The organism is Pantoea sp. EKM21T (assembly GCF_011800405.1).
Taxonomy (GTDB): Bacteria; Pseudomonadota; Gammaproteobacteria; order Enterobacterales; family Enterobacteriaceae; genus Pantoea; species Pantoea agglomerans.
Window position 1 is genome coordinate 189,293 of record NZ_JAALFV010000005.1, and the last position, 14,729, is coordinate 204,021.

Here is a 14,729-nt window from a genome sequence, read left to right on the forward strand (position 1 = left end):
TAGCGGGCTTTTTTTCGCCCGCTATTCCGCTATTCCGCTGCCGCTTACTGGCCAGTAAGTGCAATCATTCTACGTAACAGGTTAGCGGCGCGCTTGTCAGGTAATGCCAGAATCGCGCTGTAGAGATCAATCGACATGGCACACAGCGATGAGCGATCAACCGCCGTGTCGGCAGGCATATTCAGCTGCTGCAGCTTATCCCCCCACTGCTGATAGAGCCGGGCGACAATTTTTTGCAGATCATCCTGCGCCAGCGCCTTATCCAGTGGCTGATCGGGCAATGGACTGTTCAGCAGCAGCTGCTCCATGGCGTCCGCCTCTTTGCGATTCAGCGACGGCGGCAGCGTGATCAGCAGATTGATGCCACCACTCACCTGCGGATAGAGATAACGGAAGCAGAGGCCCGGATCGATTTGGTTCAGCGCCCGCATCTCTTCAACCGAGACGCTGATATAGTTGACGACCGCCGCATCAGTTCCGCGCATCAGACGCTGATTAATCACCTCAATCAGCCAGCCACGTAGCTCGCCCGTCGCCTTCTCAGCTGGTTCCCCCGCCCGGATGCGCCGGGTCAACTCCTGGGTCAGCAACAGCCATAACGCCGGTTCCTGAGTCTGCAGCACCCGATAACCCGGCATCTTTGCCAGTTGATTTACCGCCTGCTCACGCTGACTGGCCTGCAACTGATGCGGCGCAACCCAGCTGAACCAGAGCAGATTCGCCAGTATCAGGGGCAGCAGAAAGATGATCAGCCCCTGCCACAAACGCAGCCGGGTGGTTTTGATCAGCACAATAACAATCAGCGCCAGCAGCGCAAACGCGGCCAGCGTAATAAAAAGCAGAGCATTCATGCGGCGGGATTAATCCTTACGCACATCGATCAGCACAGGACAGTGAGCACGCTCAATAACCGATGCGCTGACCGAGCCTTTTAACAGCCGATTCAAAGAGGAGAGATGGCGACGTCCCATGATAATCATGCTGGCCTTAAGCTGTTGCGACTGGGCAACGATAGTATCTGCCGCGTCACCCGCCAGAATAATGCCCCGCGCATTAATGCCCGCGCGCAGTAACGGAGCCAGTGCATGGCGCACCACCATTTCTGCCGTATTCTGCTCATCCTGCGCAGCCACAAAATCGGCCGGATCTTCACCCGCATCGATTTCCATTGGCTGATTACAGGAGGAGTAAGCGGGATCGACGCAGCACAGCACGACCACCTCGGCGCGATGCGCCAGCGCTTCTTCAATGGTTAAGGCGACCACTTTTTCCGCTACCGGAGAGTGATCAATGGCCATCAGCAGGGTTTTCATCGAATGCTTATCCTTCTATCGCGGCGACTTTGCCGATTTCACGCACCAGTGCCTCTTTACACTTCAGCATCTCGTCACGAAAACGGGCTTCGTGTCGCAGAAAACGTGCAGAAGGCACCAGCAAAGAGACAGAAAAGCGACCAAACAGCGTATCCAGCGCAAACGCCATGGTAGAGATACCTTCCAGCGTTTCACCGCGATCCACGGCGATACCGGTTTCGCGCACTTCCCTGATAAGTTGCAGCAACTGAGGCAGCGTTTTCACCGTCATATCGGTTAACTCCTGCCAGGCGTCGCCAACGATCGTCCGTACATCTTTTTCACACTCCAGCGCCAGCAACGCCCGTCCACCGGAGGTGCTGTAGAGCGGCAGATTGAGTCCCATATGCGGAACCACCCGAAGCTCACGCGACGCCACCACGTGGTGAATAATCGCCAGCTGACTGCCGCTGGCGCGCGCCAGCGAGACGGTTTCATTGGTGTCGGAAGAGAGTTTTTCCAGCAGCGGACTGACCAGATCAACCACATCGGTATGTACGCTGGAGATCAGTTTTAACAGCGCTGGCCCCAGACGCAGTCCGCCCGCCCCGCTGCTGCGCACCAGCTCTGCACTGTCGAGCGCGGCAACAATACGCTGCACCGTTGAGCGCGGCAGTTCGACCGCCTGAGCGATCTCACCGAGGCTCATGCCGCCGGGCTGTTCGCCAAGCGCATTAAGAATTTTTGCCGCACGGGCGATGACCTGTATACCGCCCGTTTTTTCATCCTCGCGGCTGGAGGGTTGATGTGCCATAGCGTCGTCCTGTTTGAGCTGCCTTACTGTAGCGCGAATGCCGCACTTTTTACAGCCTGTACCACATTGCAATACAGTATACCGGGATGTAATATTACGACCTGTATCACATCGCAGTACACTGCATCATAATAACGAGATCGCCTGCAATGAACGCTAAGCCTGCCGCCGCGCCGGCCCCTCATCCTTTTACACTGCAACTGGCACTGGGATTAGTCGGCGTGCTCATCGCCGCCCTGACCTCCGGGCTGAACGATCGCGTCAGTGATATCGCGCTGGCCGATATCCGTGCCGCGATCGGCATCAGTTACGATCAGGGTAGCTGGATTATCTCTGGCTATCAGGCGGCAGAAGTGGCCGCCATGATGATTGCGCCCTGGTTTGCCGTCACCCTGTCGCTGCGGCGTTTTACGTTAGGCGTGTCGGCGGGATTTATGCTGACTGGCATTCTGCTGCCGCTGGTGCGGGATCCGACGCTATTTATCAGCCTGCGCGTATTGCAGGGCCTGTTTGGCGGCGCCTTACCGCCAATGCTGATGACGGTCGCCCTGCGCTTTCTGCCGCCGCCCTTTAAACTTTTTGGCCTGGCGGGCTATGCCCTGACCGCAACGTTTGGTCCCAATATGGCGGCCTCGCTGGCCTCGTTGTGGACCGATCACGTCAGCTGGATGATGGTGTTCTGGCAGGTCGTGCCGTTGATGCTGATCGCTATGCTGCTGACAGGATGGGGATTGCCCCAGGATCCGCTGCGACCGGAACGCTTTCAGCAGATCGATCTGTTCGGCATGGTGACCGGCTGCAGTGGTGTTGCGCTGCTGATTCTGGTGCTGACCCAGGGTGAGCGCCTCGACTGGCTGAACTCGCCACTGATTACCGGTATGTTGCTCACCGCGCTGCCGCTGCTGCTGGTTTTCCTGATTAATGAGTGGTTTCACCCGCTGCCGCTGTTTAAATTGCAGATGCTCCGACGGCCAAATCTGGCGCATGGCTTGCTGGGCCTGGCCTGCGTGCTCATCCTTGGGCTTTCTGGCTCCGCGCTGCCTTCGGCCTATTTTGCTCAGGTCAGCGGCTTTCGCACCCTTGAGTTTGCCCCGCTGGCGCTGGCGGTGGGTCTGCCGCAACTGCTGATCGCACCGCTGATTGCAGCCCTGCTGAATATCCGCTGGATCGACTGCCGCTGGATGCTGACGGCGGGCGTCGGCTTGCTGGTGACCTCCTGTCTGCTGGGCACACAGATCACCAGTGACTGGGCAAGACAGAATTTCTGGCTGCTGCAGATCCTGCAGGCGTTCGGACAACCGATGATCATTTTGCCGATACTGATGAGCGCCACCAGCGTTGTGGCCCCGCCAGAAGGCCCGTTTGCCTCGGCAATGTTTAATACGGTGCGCGGCTTTTCCAGCATCGCTGCCTCTACGCTGGTTGAGGTTTTCCTTTCGCATCGTGAGCAGTTTCACTCCAGTGTGCTGATTAATCAGGCGGCCAGTCGCAGCTGGCTGATGACAGCGCCGACGGCCAGTCAGGCCAGCAGCAGCTTGCCGCTGTTGCCGGATGGCAGCATCAGCGCCGCCGATAATCTCAGCGGATTCGCTTCCCTGGTCAGGCATCAGGCCACGATCCTCGGCCTGAGCGACAGCTGGCTGATGCTGACCGGCTTTGCCGCCTGCCTGTTATTGCTTACCGCCATCCTGCCAAAACGGGTGTGGCCGCCTCAAACTTTGATTCAAAACCCTTCCCGGAATAACTGAATATGCGTGCTTTCGAAATGAAAAGAACCCTGCTGCTGAGTCTGTTGCTGCTGGTGTTACTGGCCATCGCTTTTGTGGTCTGGTCACTGATGACCGGCAACGATCACCGCACCAACGACGCGTACGTCAATGCGGACTACACCCTGGTGGCACCGAAAGTCTCGGGCTACATCAGCCATGTGCAGGTGCAGGATAATCAGCAGGTCAAAGCGGGTCAGCTGCTGGCGACGCTGGACGATCGTGACTATCGTGTGGCGCTTGAGAGTGCGGAGGCTGACCTGCAGGTGAGCCAGGCGAAACTGCTGAGCAGCCAGGCACAGCTGGAGCAGCAGCAGTCGGTGATTGATCAGCAGAAAGCCAGCGTGGCGGCCAGTGAAGCCTCTGCACAGTATGCCGGTCAGAGCGCCGATCGTTATAACCGCCTCTATAAAAGCGGTACCGTGGCAGCCGACGATCAGCAGAAAGCCAGCTCCAACCAGCGCTCGGCGCTGGCAGCCGTGCATCAGAGTCAGGCCGCGCTGGCATCAGCAGTAAAACAGGTGGGAGTGCTACAGGCGGCGGTGCGTTCAGCAGAAGCAGACGTTGCAGCGGCGAAGGCCAGCGTCGATCAGGCCAGGCTGAATCTCTCCTACACCCGCATTACTGCGCCCGTTGACGGCATGGTAGGTCAGCGCTCGGTGCGGACCGGCGCGTACGTATCAGCCGGCACCCGTCTGCTGGCGGTGGTGCCACTGCAGCAAACCTACATTACCGCTAACTATCTTGAGACGCAGTTAAGCGATGTGCGTCCCGGTCAGCGGGTGCGGATCCGGGTGGACGCCCTGCCGGGCGAGACCTTTACAGGTCATGTGGACAGCATCGCACCGGCCACCGGCGCAACTTTTTCGGCGATCTCTCCCGATAACGCTACCGGCAACTACACTAAAGTCGTTCAACGTCTGCCGGTGAAAATTGTGCTGGATGGCGACCAACAGCATCTGGCTCAGTTACGTGTAGGCATGTCGGCAATCCCTGAAATCGAAGTGCCGTAAAATTGTGAGCAATATCTCAGAACGGACCTATTTCATTTGGGGAGGATTACGCGTAAATTAGCGCTCGATCCTGTTCTGAGTTATTCAGATCAACCCGGAAAAGAGCAGACCATGACTGTAAATGGCGATCTCTTTTCCACATCTGTTCGCGTTGCACTGGTTTGGGATCGCCATCATCGTAACCGCTCAGAGGAGTTGCTTTGTGAAATATGCCTTGATGGGAATATCTTTTTTCGCGTTACTTTGGTTCGGAACCTTTGTTCTGCTGCTGAAGTAATGGCGTGACAGTGCCGCCACGGGGCGACCCTTGAGTCGCCCCTGCTGGCTGTCAGCGTTCTTCTTCCATTTTTATGCTGCCTGGCAATATGCCATCGGCACGAAACATCGCTTTAATTCCCCGTACCGCCTGACGAATACGATCGCTGTTCTCTATCAGCGCAAAACGCACGTGCGTGTCGCCATAGTCGCCAAACCCAATACCGGGCGAGACACAGACTTTCGCCTCCTGCAGCAGTTGCTTAGCGAACTCCAGCGACCCAAGATGTGCGTAATGATCCGGTATTTTTGCCCAGACGTACATTGAGGCTTTCGGGTTATCCACCATCCAGCCCGCTTCATGCAATCCTTTGACCAGCACATCACGGCGGCGTTTGTACTGCTCTGCGATGTCGCGCACGCACTGTTGATCCCCTTCCAGCGCCGCAATCGCCGCCACCTGCAGTGGCGTAAAGGTGCCGTAGTCATGATAACTTTTGATTCGCGCCAGCGCGGCGACCAGCTCTTTGTTGCCCACCATGAAACCGATACGCCAGCCCGCCATGTTGTAGCTTTTTGACAGGGTAAAGAATTCGACGGCGACATCACGCGCGCCCGGCACCTGCATAATCGATGGCGCTTTCCAGCCATCGTAGACGATGTCGGCATAGGCCAGATCGTGGATCACCAGCACGTTGTACTGCTTCGCCAGCGCAATCACCCGTTCGAAAAAGTCGAGCTCCACACACTGTGCGGTGGGGTTGGACGGGAAGCCGAGGATCATCATTTTTGGCTTGGGATAGCTCTCGCGAATGGCGCGTTCCAGCTCATTGAAGAAGTCGACACCCGCCACCAGCGGCACCGAGCGTACCTGCGCCCCGGCAATCACCGCACCGTAGATATGGATCGGATAGCTGGGATTGGGCACCAGCACGGTATCACCGTGATCCAGCGTCGCCAGCATCAGGTGCGCCAGCCCCTCTTTGGAACCGATGGTGACAATCGCCTCTGATTCAGGATCGATCTCAACCTGATAGCGATCGGCGTACCAGCGCGAGATCGCCCGGCGCAGGCGCGGAATACCGCGAGAAGTGGAATAACCGTGGGTATCGTCACGCTGCGCCACCTGGCATAACTTTTCGACGATGTGCGGCGGAGTCGGGCCATCCGGGTTGCCCATCGAAAAGTCGATGATATCTTCGCCGCGCCGACGCGCAGCCATCTTCAGTTCAGCGGTGATATTAAAAACGTAAGGGGGTAAGCGTTCGATACGCGAGAAACGACGGGGTGTGCTGTTATCAGCCATGATGTCCTCTGGATTACGTAAGCGCCCGGACCGTCCGAGCGACGCGGGTCACTGTGGTGACCCGTTACGAACATAACGTGGCGAGGATCATTTTGTCGAGGGTGGCGGAAAATATTTTTATTTTTGCGGATTCAGCCGCCCCAGCAGCCAATCGTTCACCCAGCAGCCGTTCAGCAGATAATTATCCCGTAGCGTGCCCTCCAGCTGAAAGCCGTTTTTCTCCAGAATACGGCGTGACGCCCAGTTCCCTTCAATCACCATCGCTTTGAGTTTGTGGAAATCGGCTTCAAGCAAAAACTGACACAGCGCCGCCAGGGCTTCGCTGCCATATCCCTGACCGCAGTGGCGATGCAGCAGCATATAGCCCACCTCCGCCTGACGGTATGGCTCCCATTCGGGGCTGCAGCCAAACAGGCCAATCGGCTCACCGTTGTCACGACGTCGCGCAACCAGGCAGAGCATATGAAAACTGCTCGCCTGCCAGGGGGCCAGACGCTCGGTGAAGCGCTGGCGGATATCCGCTTCATCAGGGACTTCGCTCACCCAGGTCATGGTGTCGCGATCTTCATGGACGGCACGAAACAGTTGCCAGTCTTCTGGCTGTAATTTACTCAGGGTTAATCTGGCGGTGACAAGTTGCATCTGCTGCTCCCGATGGGCGCGGTTTTCCAGCGGTCACTGGCGCGCCTCATCGCGCAACATAGCAAAACGGCACCTTAGCGACCAGCCTCTGCAGGGCGAAAAAACTGTTCCCCTTTAATGCACTCAACCTTTCCTCTTTTTGCCCATATGCCGTAAAAATTGATCTGAAGCACTAACTCCCACCGTGATTGATCGGGACGCTAGCGGTTCGCGATCACATTTTTTATCATAGAGGCACTTTCCATTGCCGACGAGTCGCCTGTGTCCTCCCACTTCACGATGTTACTGGCAGTATTTGACCGCGCCGCCCTGATGCTGATCTGCCTGTTCTTCCTGACACGCACCCGCCCGTTTCGTCAGCTGCTGCAAAAAGATGAACACACCCGTGCGGAGAAAGTAGCCGTTACTGCCATCTTTTCCCTGTTTGCGCTGTTCAGTACCTGGTCGGGTGTCGATGTCGATGGTTCACTGCTGAATGTGCGGGTCATCGCCGTGATGGCGGGTGGCATTCTGTTTGGTCCCTGGGTCGGGATCGCCACCGGGGTTATTGCCGGTCTGCACCGTTTTCTGATCGATATTCACGGCGTAACCTCCGTGCCCTGCCTGATTACCAGCATCATTGCCGGTATCGTTGCGGGCGGTATTAATCGCCGGGTACTGAAAGAGCACCGCTGGCGTGCCGGTATCGTCGGCGGCATGCTCTGTGAAGCCCTGACGATGTTGTTGATTGTTGTGTGGGCTCGCCCCACCTCACTCGGACTGGCGATTGTGTCGGAAATTGCCCTGCCGATGATCCTCGGTGCCTCCAGTATCGGCATCATTGTGCTGCTGGTGCAGAGCGTCGAGGGGGAGAAAGAGGCGATTGCCGCCCGCCAGGCCAAGCTGGCGCTGGAGATCGCCAATAAAACTCTGCCGCTGTTCCGTCAGGTGAACAGTGACTCGCTGCGCAACATCTGTGACATTATCCGACGGGAGATCAAAGCCGATGCGGTGGCGATGACCGATAAAAAACAGATTCTGGCCTACGTCGGCTATGGCGAACACAATTATAAACATGGGGATGATGGCATCAGCCCCACCACGGCGCAGTCGATCGCCAGCGGTAAAATTATCATTAAGAACAACGATGAAGCGCATCGCACCAAAGATATTCACTCCATGATCGTGATCCCGCTGTGGGAGAAAGGCAAAGTCACCGGCACGCTGAAAATCTACTATCGCCGCGCACACCGTATTACCGGCTCGCTGAAGGAGATGGCGATCGGCCTGTCACAAATCATCTCAACCCAGCTTGAAGTATCGCGTGCCGAGCAGTTGCGCGAGATGGCTAATAAAGCGGAACTGCGTGCGCTGCAAAGTAAAATAAATCCTCATTTCCTGTTCAACGCCCTGAATGCTATCTCCTCTTCTATCCGGCTCAATCCCGATACCGCCCGTCAGCTGGTGATAAACCTGTCACGCTATCTGCGCTACAACCTGGAACTGAACGACGATGAGCTAATCGACATCCGTAAAGAGCTGTGGCAGGTGAAAGATTACATCGCCATCGAGCAGGCCCGGTTTGGCGATAAGCTGACGATGATCTATGACGTCGATGAGGATCTCCATTTTCTGCTGCCGAGTCTGCTGATCCAGCCTCTGGTGGAGAATGCCATTGTCCATGGCATCCAGCCCTGTAAAGGCAAAGGCGTGGTGACGCTGAGCGTCCGGGATCTGGGCGATCAGGTGCGGATCTCGGTGCGGGACACCGGTCAGGGCATCAGTGACGAAGTGATAGCACGGGTGGCGCGTAACGAAATGCCCGGTAATAAAATCGGCCTGCTCAATGTGCATCATCGGGTAAAACTTTTGTCGGGTCAGGGATTGAATATCGTGCGGCATCAGCCGGGCACCGAGATTTCCTTTACGCTGAGTAAGAATGGCCAGCGCCTGGCGGAGAATCTGTTATGAAAGCCATTATTGTGGAAGATGAATTCCTGGCGCAGCAGGAGCTGAGCTGGATGATTCAGCATCACAGCAAAATCGAGATTGAAGCCTGTTTTGACGATGGTCTGGACGTGCTGAAGTATCTGCAACAGCATCGGGTTGATGTGATTTTTCTCGATATCAACATCCCCTCACTGGATGGCATGCTGCTGGCACAGAATATCCATCAGTTTGCCCATAAGCCACTGATTGTCTTTATTACCGCGTGGAAAGAGCATGCGGTGGAAGCGTTTGAGCTGGAGGCGTTTGACTACATTCTCAAGCCCTATCAGGAGTCGCGGATTGTCACCATGCTGAACAAGCTCGAAGCCACAGCGCAGGCGCAGCAGGCGGTCAGCCATCTCAGCGCCACGCCCGCGCCGCAGACGGTCAACCTGATCAAAGATGAGCGCATTATCGTCACTGACGTGAATGATATTTACTACGTTGAGGCGCATGAGAAGCTGACCTTTGTTTATACCCGGCGCGAATCCTACGTGATGTCGATGAATATTACCGAGTTCTGTTCACGCCTGCCGGAACAGCAATTTTTCCGCTGCCACCGCTCTTTCTGCGTCAGCCTCAGCAAGATTCGTGAAATCGAGCCGTGGTTTAACAATACCTATCTGCTGAAGCTACGCGATCTGGAGTTTCAGGTGCCGGTCAGCCGCAGTAAGGTGAAGCAGTTTCGACAGCTGATGCGCCTGTAGCGCAGGAGGGTTAAAGGCCTGTTAAGAAAGGGGGGTGGCGAAGCAGGAGAGCAGCAGCAAAAAATCCGGGGGGTTTTCCCGATCCTGCCCCGCTGAAGCAGGCCGATCGGGAAAATCGCTCGCGCGCAGAATGGCAGTACGCGCGCGAGGTAAAGCAGAATCAGATTTCGCGACCCAGCGTCTGGCGCAGATGCGCGCCCGCGCCCAGCAGGCCAGGCTGGTCGTGCGTAATCATATAAACCGGGATGCTGGCAACATAGTCGCGGAAGCGGCCTTTATCTTCAAACGCCGCACGGAAACCCGACGACTTAAAGAACTCCAGGAAGCGTGGCACGATGCCACCGGCAATATAGACACCACCAAAGGTGCCAAGATTCAGCGCCAGGTTGCCGCCGAAACGGCCCATGATGACGCAGAACATTGACAGCGCGCGACGGCAGTCGGTGCAGCTGTCATCCAGCGCACGCTGGCTGACATCTTTCGGCTTCAGGTTTTCCGGCACGCGATTATCCACTTTAACAATCGCACGATAGAGGTTAACCAGACCGGCACCTGACAGCACACGTTCCGCTGAAACATGGCCCAGCTCTTCGCGCAGCACTTCCAGGATCTGATCTTCTTCTTCGCTGTTGGCAGCGAAGTCGACATGACCGCCCTCACCTGGCAGGCTGACCCAGCGCTTGTCCACATGCACCAGATGGCTGACGCCTAATCCGGTGCCGGCACCATAAATCGCGATAGGTTTATCTTTGACTGGCTCTGTACCGCCAAACTGAATCACGTTTTCGGCGGTCAGCATCGGGATCGCCATAGATACCGCAGTGAAGTCGTTAATGATTTCCAGGTGTTCAAAACCGATGTTCTCTTTGAGCTTGCGCGTGGAAAACGCCCAGTCATGGTTGGTCATTTCAACCCAGTCATCGGTAATCGGGCAGGCAATGGCAATACAGCCATCTTTAACGTCCTGCTGTTGTTCATCAAGATAGTGGCGGATGACGGCTTCGAGGCTGTCGTATTCTGATGTTGAGAATGTTTTGGCCTGGGTGATGCTGCCGCTTTCCACCTCACACAGGGCGAGGCGTGCGTTAGTACCGCCGACATCGCCGACCAAGGCATAGGTTGTCATTCTTCTGTTGCTCCGCTTGGGGTCTTAAGAGTTGGAGGACACTATAAAATTCTGCCCATAAAACAACAACGCTCACCGGTGCGATTGGTGAGCGTCTTACTCAGGTGTGCTACAGCCTAACCGCGATAGTCCACCCTGCACAGCGGCAACTATCTGAATCTTAGCCGCCGTTGCGTTGATTCAGGCAGGCGGTGACTTTTCGTAGCAGTGGCGGCAAATCCTCTTTCTGCATGACGACTTCAACCAGAGAGAGCCACTTCGGCTCTGAGAGTCGCGCCATCACTTCCTCTAACTGCACCGTTTCACTGATACGCCAGCTCTGCGCCTGGCCCTGCAGGCTAAGGGCGTGCGGTAAGGCCGTCCAGTTCCACTGGGCAATATCATTGTAACGTTGTGTTGCGCCGTGAATCGCCCGTTCGACGGTATAGCCTTCATTATTCAGCAAAAAGAGTATCAGTCGCTGCTGGTCACGCAGCATCGAACCCAGTTCCTGAATTGTCAGCTGCGCCGAACCGTCCCCGATGATCAGGATAACCCGGCGATCAGGATCGGCAGTCTGCGCGCCAAATGCTGCCGGAAGAGTATAGCCGATTGATCCCCATAATGGCTGAACCACCAGCTGCGCCTGCGAGGGCAATCTTAACGCGGCGGCCCCAAAGGCAGCTGTCCCCTGCTCGGCCAGAATAAGGTCACCGGGTTTCAGGAATGCCTGCATCGCCTGCCAGAACGCCTGCTGGCTGATTACCGCCGCCGGTTCTGCAGATTGCGCGGCGGGCGGTGCGGCGGCGGGTTGCCACTGCTGGCCATAGCGTTTAAACAGCGGCAGCAGTTCGCTCAGCGCATCCGCCATCGACAGCGGCGCAAAATTTTCACCGCCCACGCTGGCGCTGGAGGGCTGCAGATCAATCAGTCGCTCAGGGTTAAACTGCTGCGTGAAGCCTGCAGTAATGGTGTCGGTAAATCGCACCCCGACGCAGATCGCCACATCCACCTGCTCGATCTGTTCGCACACCTGCCCTGCACTGGCCTCACCGGCATAGGTACCGACGTAACCCGGCTGCTGTTCATCCAGAACCCCCTTGCCCATCAGCAGGCTGGCACAGGGAATCGCACACTGTTCACGCAGCGCGGCCAGTGCGGACTGCTGCTGCCAGCGCAGCGCAAGAAAATCGGCCAGGAGTGAAACCCGCTGCGCCGGTGCCAGCAAACGTTCCGCCGCGTCGCTGAAAGCGCGACGCGCAGCGGGCGAAGAGGATTGATGACTGTTCAGGGGCTGCGCGGGTGGCTGCACCTCCATGGCCGCCACGTCGACGGCCAGCGATAAATAGCCGGGACGGCGGGCCTGCAGCGCACAGACGATCACCCGATCAATCTCAGCCGTGGCGTTGTCGGCGGTAAGCTGTGCCGTTGCCGCACTGACTTCTGTGGCCATGCGAATAAAATGCTGGAAATCGCCATCGCCCAGCGAATGATGAACACAATCCCCCTGCAACTGGGCCTGCGTCGCAGGCGCGCCAACGATATGGATCACCGGCAGATACTCGGCATAACTGCCTGCAATGCCATTAATCGCGCTGAGCTCGCCCACACCAAACGTGGTCAATAGCGCTCCTGCGCCGTTGCAGCGTGCATAACCGTCTGCCGCATAGGCTGCGTTAAGCTCATTAGCGCAGCCTACCCAGCTGATGGCCGGATGGGCGATGACGTGGTCAAGAAATTGCAGGTTATAGTCGCCCGGCACGCCAAACAGATGCTTTACACCAATCTCCTGCAGACGGGTCAGCAGGTAATCTCCAACAGTGAACGTGGACATCGCGCATTCCTTTCAGGGAAGAGTCGGGTTAAGTATCTGACACAGGATGAAATTAGCGAGGCGTGCCGCTATTTTAGCCAGCCGCAATGGCTGGAAAGGCGACGTTACGCTGGCGGAATATTCTGTAAAAATGCGAATTGCAGCGCGCTGTCACTAAGTGTAACCGTATACACTGATAGACTTTTGGCACATATCCCCGTTTTTACCCAGGAGCGCTGAATGTCCCTTTTCCCTCACCCCGATCGCTATCAACAGATGGAATATCGCCGCAGCGGCCGCAGCGGCATTAAACTGCCCGCCATTTCGCTGGGACTGTGGCATAACTTTGGTGACAGTACCCGGGTCGATAACAGCCGTGAGCTGCTGCGTCATGCGTTTGACCTTGGCATCACGCACTTCGACTTAGCCAACAATTACGGTCCACCCCCTGGCTCATCCGAAGAGAACTTCGGGCGTATTCTGCGGGAAGATTTTCGTGCCCATCGTGATGAGCTGATCATCTCCACTAAAGCGGGCTATACCATGTGGCAGGGGCCTTATGGGGATTGGGGTTCGCGTAAATATCTGGTCGCCAGTCTGGATCAGAGCCTGAAGCGAATGGGGCTGGAGTATGTGGATATTTTCTATCATCACCGTCCCGATCCGGAAACCCCGCTGGAAGAGACGATGCGCGCGCTGGATCATGTGGTGCGCCAGGGCAAAGCGCTTTACGCTGCCCTTTCTAACTATCCGGCCGATCTCGCCGCCGAAGCGATAGCTATCCTGCGCGATCTCGGCACCCCTTGTCTGATTCACCAGCCGCGCTATTCGATGTTTGAACGCACACCTGAGCAGGGATTGATTCAGACGCTGGGCGATGCGGGCGTCGGCTGTATCGCCTTCTCTCCGCTGGCAGGCGGCGTGCTCACCGATCGCTATCTGCAGGGCATTCCTGAAGATTCGCGCGCGGCCAGCGGCAGCAAGTTCCTGAATGAGAACCAGCTGACGGATGAGAAGATGGAGAAAGTCCGCAAGCTTAATGCTATTGCGCAGCAGCGCGAACAGAAGCTGGCGCAGATGGCGCTGGCGTGGGTGCTGCGCGATGAGCGTGTGACTTCAGTACTGATCGGAGCCAGCAAAACAGCCCAGATCGATGACGCGGTGGCGATGCTCGCTCGCCGTCAGTTCAGCGACAGCGAGTTAGCTGCGATTGACGCGGCGCTGCTGTAACGGTTTTAGCGCCCGGCTGAGGCCGGGCGTTTTCTGCGCCAGAATAGTCTCAAACCCCTTTCTCTCCCCAATTTCCTCACAATCTTCCGACACAATGATGCGGTAACAACAGTAATACGCAGGCATAATCGCTGCGCCGCAACAGCGTCAGACTGTTGATGAGGAGAAGAAAATGAAAAGAGCCCTTATTTTTGCTGCCCTGCTGGCCCTGTTGTCGCCGCTGGCACACCACACAGCCCAGGCCTCCAGTGCCTCTATTACTCTGGCCCCCGGCGTCACCCTGAATCTTGGCGATCGCGATCGCCGTGGCTATTACTGGGATGGTGGCCGCTGGCGTGAACCGCGCTGGTGGAACGACCGCTATTCTTACAACGAACGCCGCTGGTGGCGACACGAAGAGTGGCGTCGTCAGCAGCAGTGGGAGCGCGAACGCCGCTGGCATGAGCGCGACCGTGAGCGTCGCTGGGAACATCAGTATCGCCGCGATCGTGATCGTGGCTGGGATCATCATGACCGTCGTGGTCCTGACCATCGCGGTCCAGACCATCACGGACACGATCGCCATTAATAAAAACGCCCGGCAGAACCGGGCGTTTCAGACAACACAAAGACTTCAATCAGTGTGATTCTGGCCGCAACGCATAAACTCAACGCGCAGGGAACACGGTCAGAAGAGGAAAGCGTCCCGCGCCATGGACAAAAACGCCGGGAGCGTTTTTGAACAACGCAACGCGTTGGCCCGGCTACGGGCGCACCTCAGGGATGAGGTGCGTAATCGCGCGGGCCGAGCATGTCATGGATGACGGATTTTGCGTCTT

14 protein-coding genes are annotated in these 14,729 nt (G+C 56.9%); 7 read left to right on the forward strand and 7 right to left on the reverse strand.

The genetic code is table 11. The features are described from left to right. Nucleotides 1-44: 44 nt before the first annotated feature. Genes HFD87_RS12085 through HFD87_RS12095 form a run of 3 tightly spaced genes read right to left on the reverse strand, consistent with a single transcriptional unit; the run spans nt 45 to nt 2,106 of the window. Nucleotides 45-851 (reverse strand): hypothetical protein, encoded by an 807-nt coding sequence (locus HFD87_RS12085; protein ID WP_167423490.1) that lies wholly within the window; start codon nt 849-851, stop codon nt 45-47. Between the two features lie 9 nt (nt 852-860). Further along, a complete protein-coding gene (locus tag HFD87_RS12090) occupies nt 861-1,313 on the reverse strand; it encodes a universal stress protein (RefSeq protein ID WP_163762475.1) in 453 nt (150 codons plus the stop codon). 7 nt (nt 1,314-1,320) lie between these two features. Continuing rightward, nucleotides 1,321-2,106, reverse strand: coding sequence for an IclR family transcriptional regulator (locus HFD87_RS12095; RefSeq protein ID WP_010257875.1), 786 nt, complete (start codon nt 2,104-2,106; stop codon nt 1,321-1,323). Nucleotides 2,107-2,255: 149 nt separating this feature from the next. Here HFD87_RS12095 and HFD87_RS12100 point away from each other — a divergent pair, with 149 nt between their 5' ends. The 3 genes from HFD87_RS12100 to ypdK all read left to right on the forward strand — a co-directional run bounded on the left by HFD87_RS12100 (nt 2,256) and on the right by ypdK (nt 5,162). After that, nucleotides 2,256-3,854: an MFS transporter gene (locus HFD87_RS12100; protein WP_089415058.1), complete on the forward strand. Its 1,599-nt coding sequence runs from the start codon at nt 2,256-2,258 to the stop codon at nt 3,852-3,854. A gap of 2 nt (nt 3,855-3,856) precedes the next feature. Continuing rightward, nucleotides 3,857-4,885, forward strand: a complete 1,029-nt coding sequence (locus HFD87_RS12105; protein ID WP_010257869.1) for an HlyD family secretion protein — start codon at nt 3,857-3,859, stop codon at nt 4,883-4,885. Between the two features lie 202 nt (nt 4,886-5,087). Next, nucleotides 5,088-5,162, forward strand: a complete 75-nt coding sequence (gene ypdK, locus HFD87_RS12110) for a membrane protein YpdK (protein WP_099257831.1) — start codon at nt 5,088-5,090, stop codon at nt 5,160-5,162. A 51-nt stretch (nt 5,163-5,213) separates the two neighbouring features. On the opposite strand, the gene alaC is transcribed toward ypdK, so the two are convergent. Both alaC and HFD87_RS12120 read right to left on the reverse strand, forming a co-directional pair. Next, nucleotides 5,214-6,446 carry an alanine transaminase gene (gene alaC / locus HFD87_RS12115; RefSeq protein WP_033758563.1) on the reverse strand — a complete coding sequence of 411 codons (1,233 nt, stop codon included), beginning with the start codon at nt 6,444-6,446 and terminating at the stop codon, nt 5,214-5,216. A 117-nt stretch (nt 6,447-6,563) separates the two neighbouring features. After that, a complete protein-coding gene (locus HFD87_RS12120; protein ID WP_031590544.1) occupies nt 6,564-7,088 on the reverse strand; it encodes a GNAT family N-acetyltransferase in 525 nt (174 codons plus the stop codon). Nucleotides 7,089-7,367: 279 nt separating this feature from the next. Here HFD87_RS12120 and HFD87_RS12125 point away from each other — a divergent pair, with 279 nt between their 5' ends. Together HFD87_RS12125 and HFD87_RS12130 are read left to right on the forward strand one after the other, a co-directional pair. Next, nucleotides 7,368-9,038: a sensor histidine kinase gene (locus HFD87_RS12125; protein WP_010257859.1), complete on the forward strand. Its 1,671-nt coding sequence runs from the start codon at nt 7,368-7,370 to the stop codon at nt 9,036-9,038. After that, nucleotides 9,035-9,763 (forward strand): LytTR family DNA-binding domain-containing protein, encoded by a 729-nt coding sequence (locus HFD87_RS12130; RefSeq protein WP_033769736.1) that lies wholly within the window; start codon nt 9,035-9,037, stop codon nt 9,761-9,763. The genes HFD87_RS12125 and HFD87_RS12130 overlap by 4 nt, the downstream gene beginning before the upstream one ends. A gap of 160 nt (nt 9,764-9,923) precedes the next feature. Here the strand turns inward: HFD87_RS12130 and glk are convergent, their stop codons facing one another. After that, nucleotides 9,924-10,889, reverse strand: coding sequence for a glucokinase (glk, locus tag HFD87_RS12135; RefSeq protein WP_010257856.1), 966 nt, complete (start codon nt 10,887-10,889; stop codon nt 9,924-9,926). 160 nt (nt 10,890-11,049) lie between these two features. Beyond that, nucleotides 11,050-12,702, reverse strand: coding sequence for an indolepyruvate decarboxylase (gene ipdC, locus HFD87_RS12140; protein ID WP_163762473.1), 1,653 nt, complete (start codon nt 12,700-12,702; stop codon nt 11,050-11,052). A 219-nt stretch (nt 12,703-12,921) separates the two neighbouring features. Between ipdC and mgrA the strand changes: the two genes are divergently transcribed. Both mgrA and HFD87_RS12150 read left to right on the forward strand, forming a co-directional pair. After that, nucleotides 12,922-13,911, forward strand: coding sequence for an L-glyceraldehyde 3-phosphate reductase (gene mgrA / locus HFD87_RS12145; RefSeq protein ID WP_167423492.1), 990 nt, complete (start codon nt 12,922-12,924; stop codon nt 13,909-13,911). Between the two features lie 172 nt (nt 13,912-14,083). Further along, the gene (locus tag HFD87_RS12150; protein WP_010257849.1) at nt 14,084-14,479 is read left to right on the forward strand and encodes a DUF2502 domain-containing protein; all 396 of its coding nucleotides are present in this window, start codon (nt 14,084-14,086) and stop codon (nt 14,477-14,479) included. Nucleotides 14,480-14,729 lie beyond the last annotated feature (250 nt).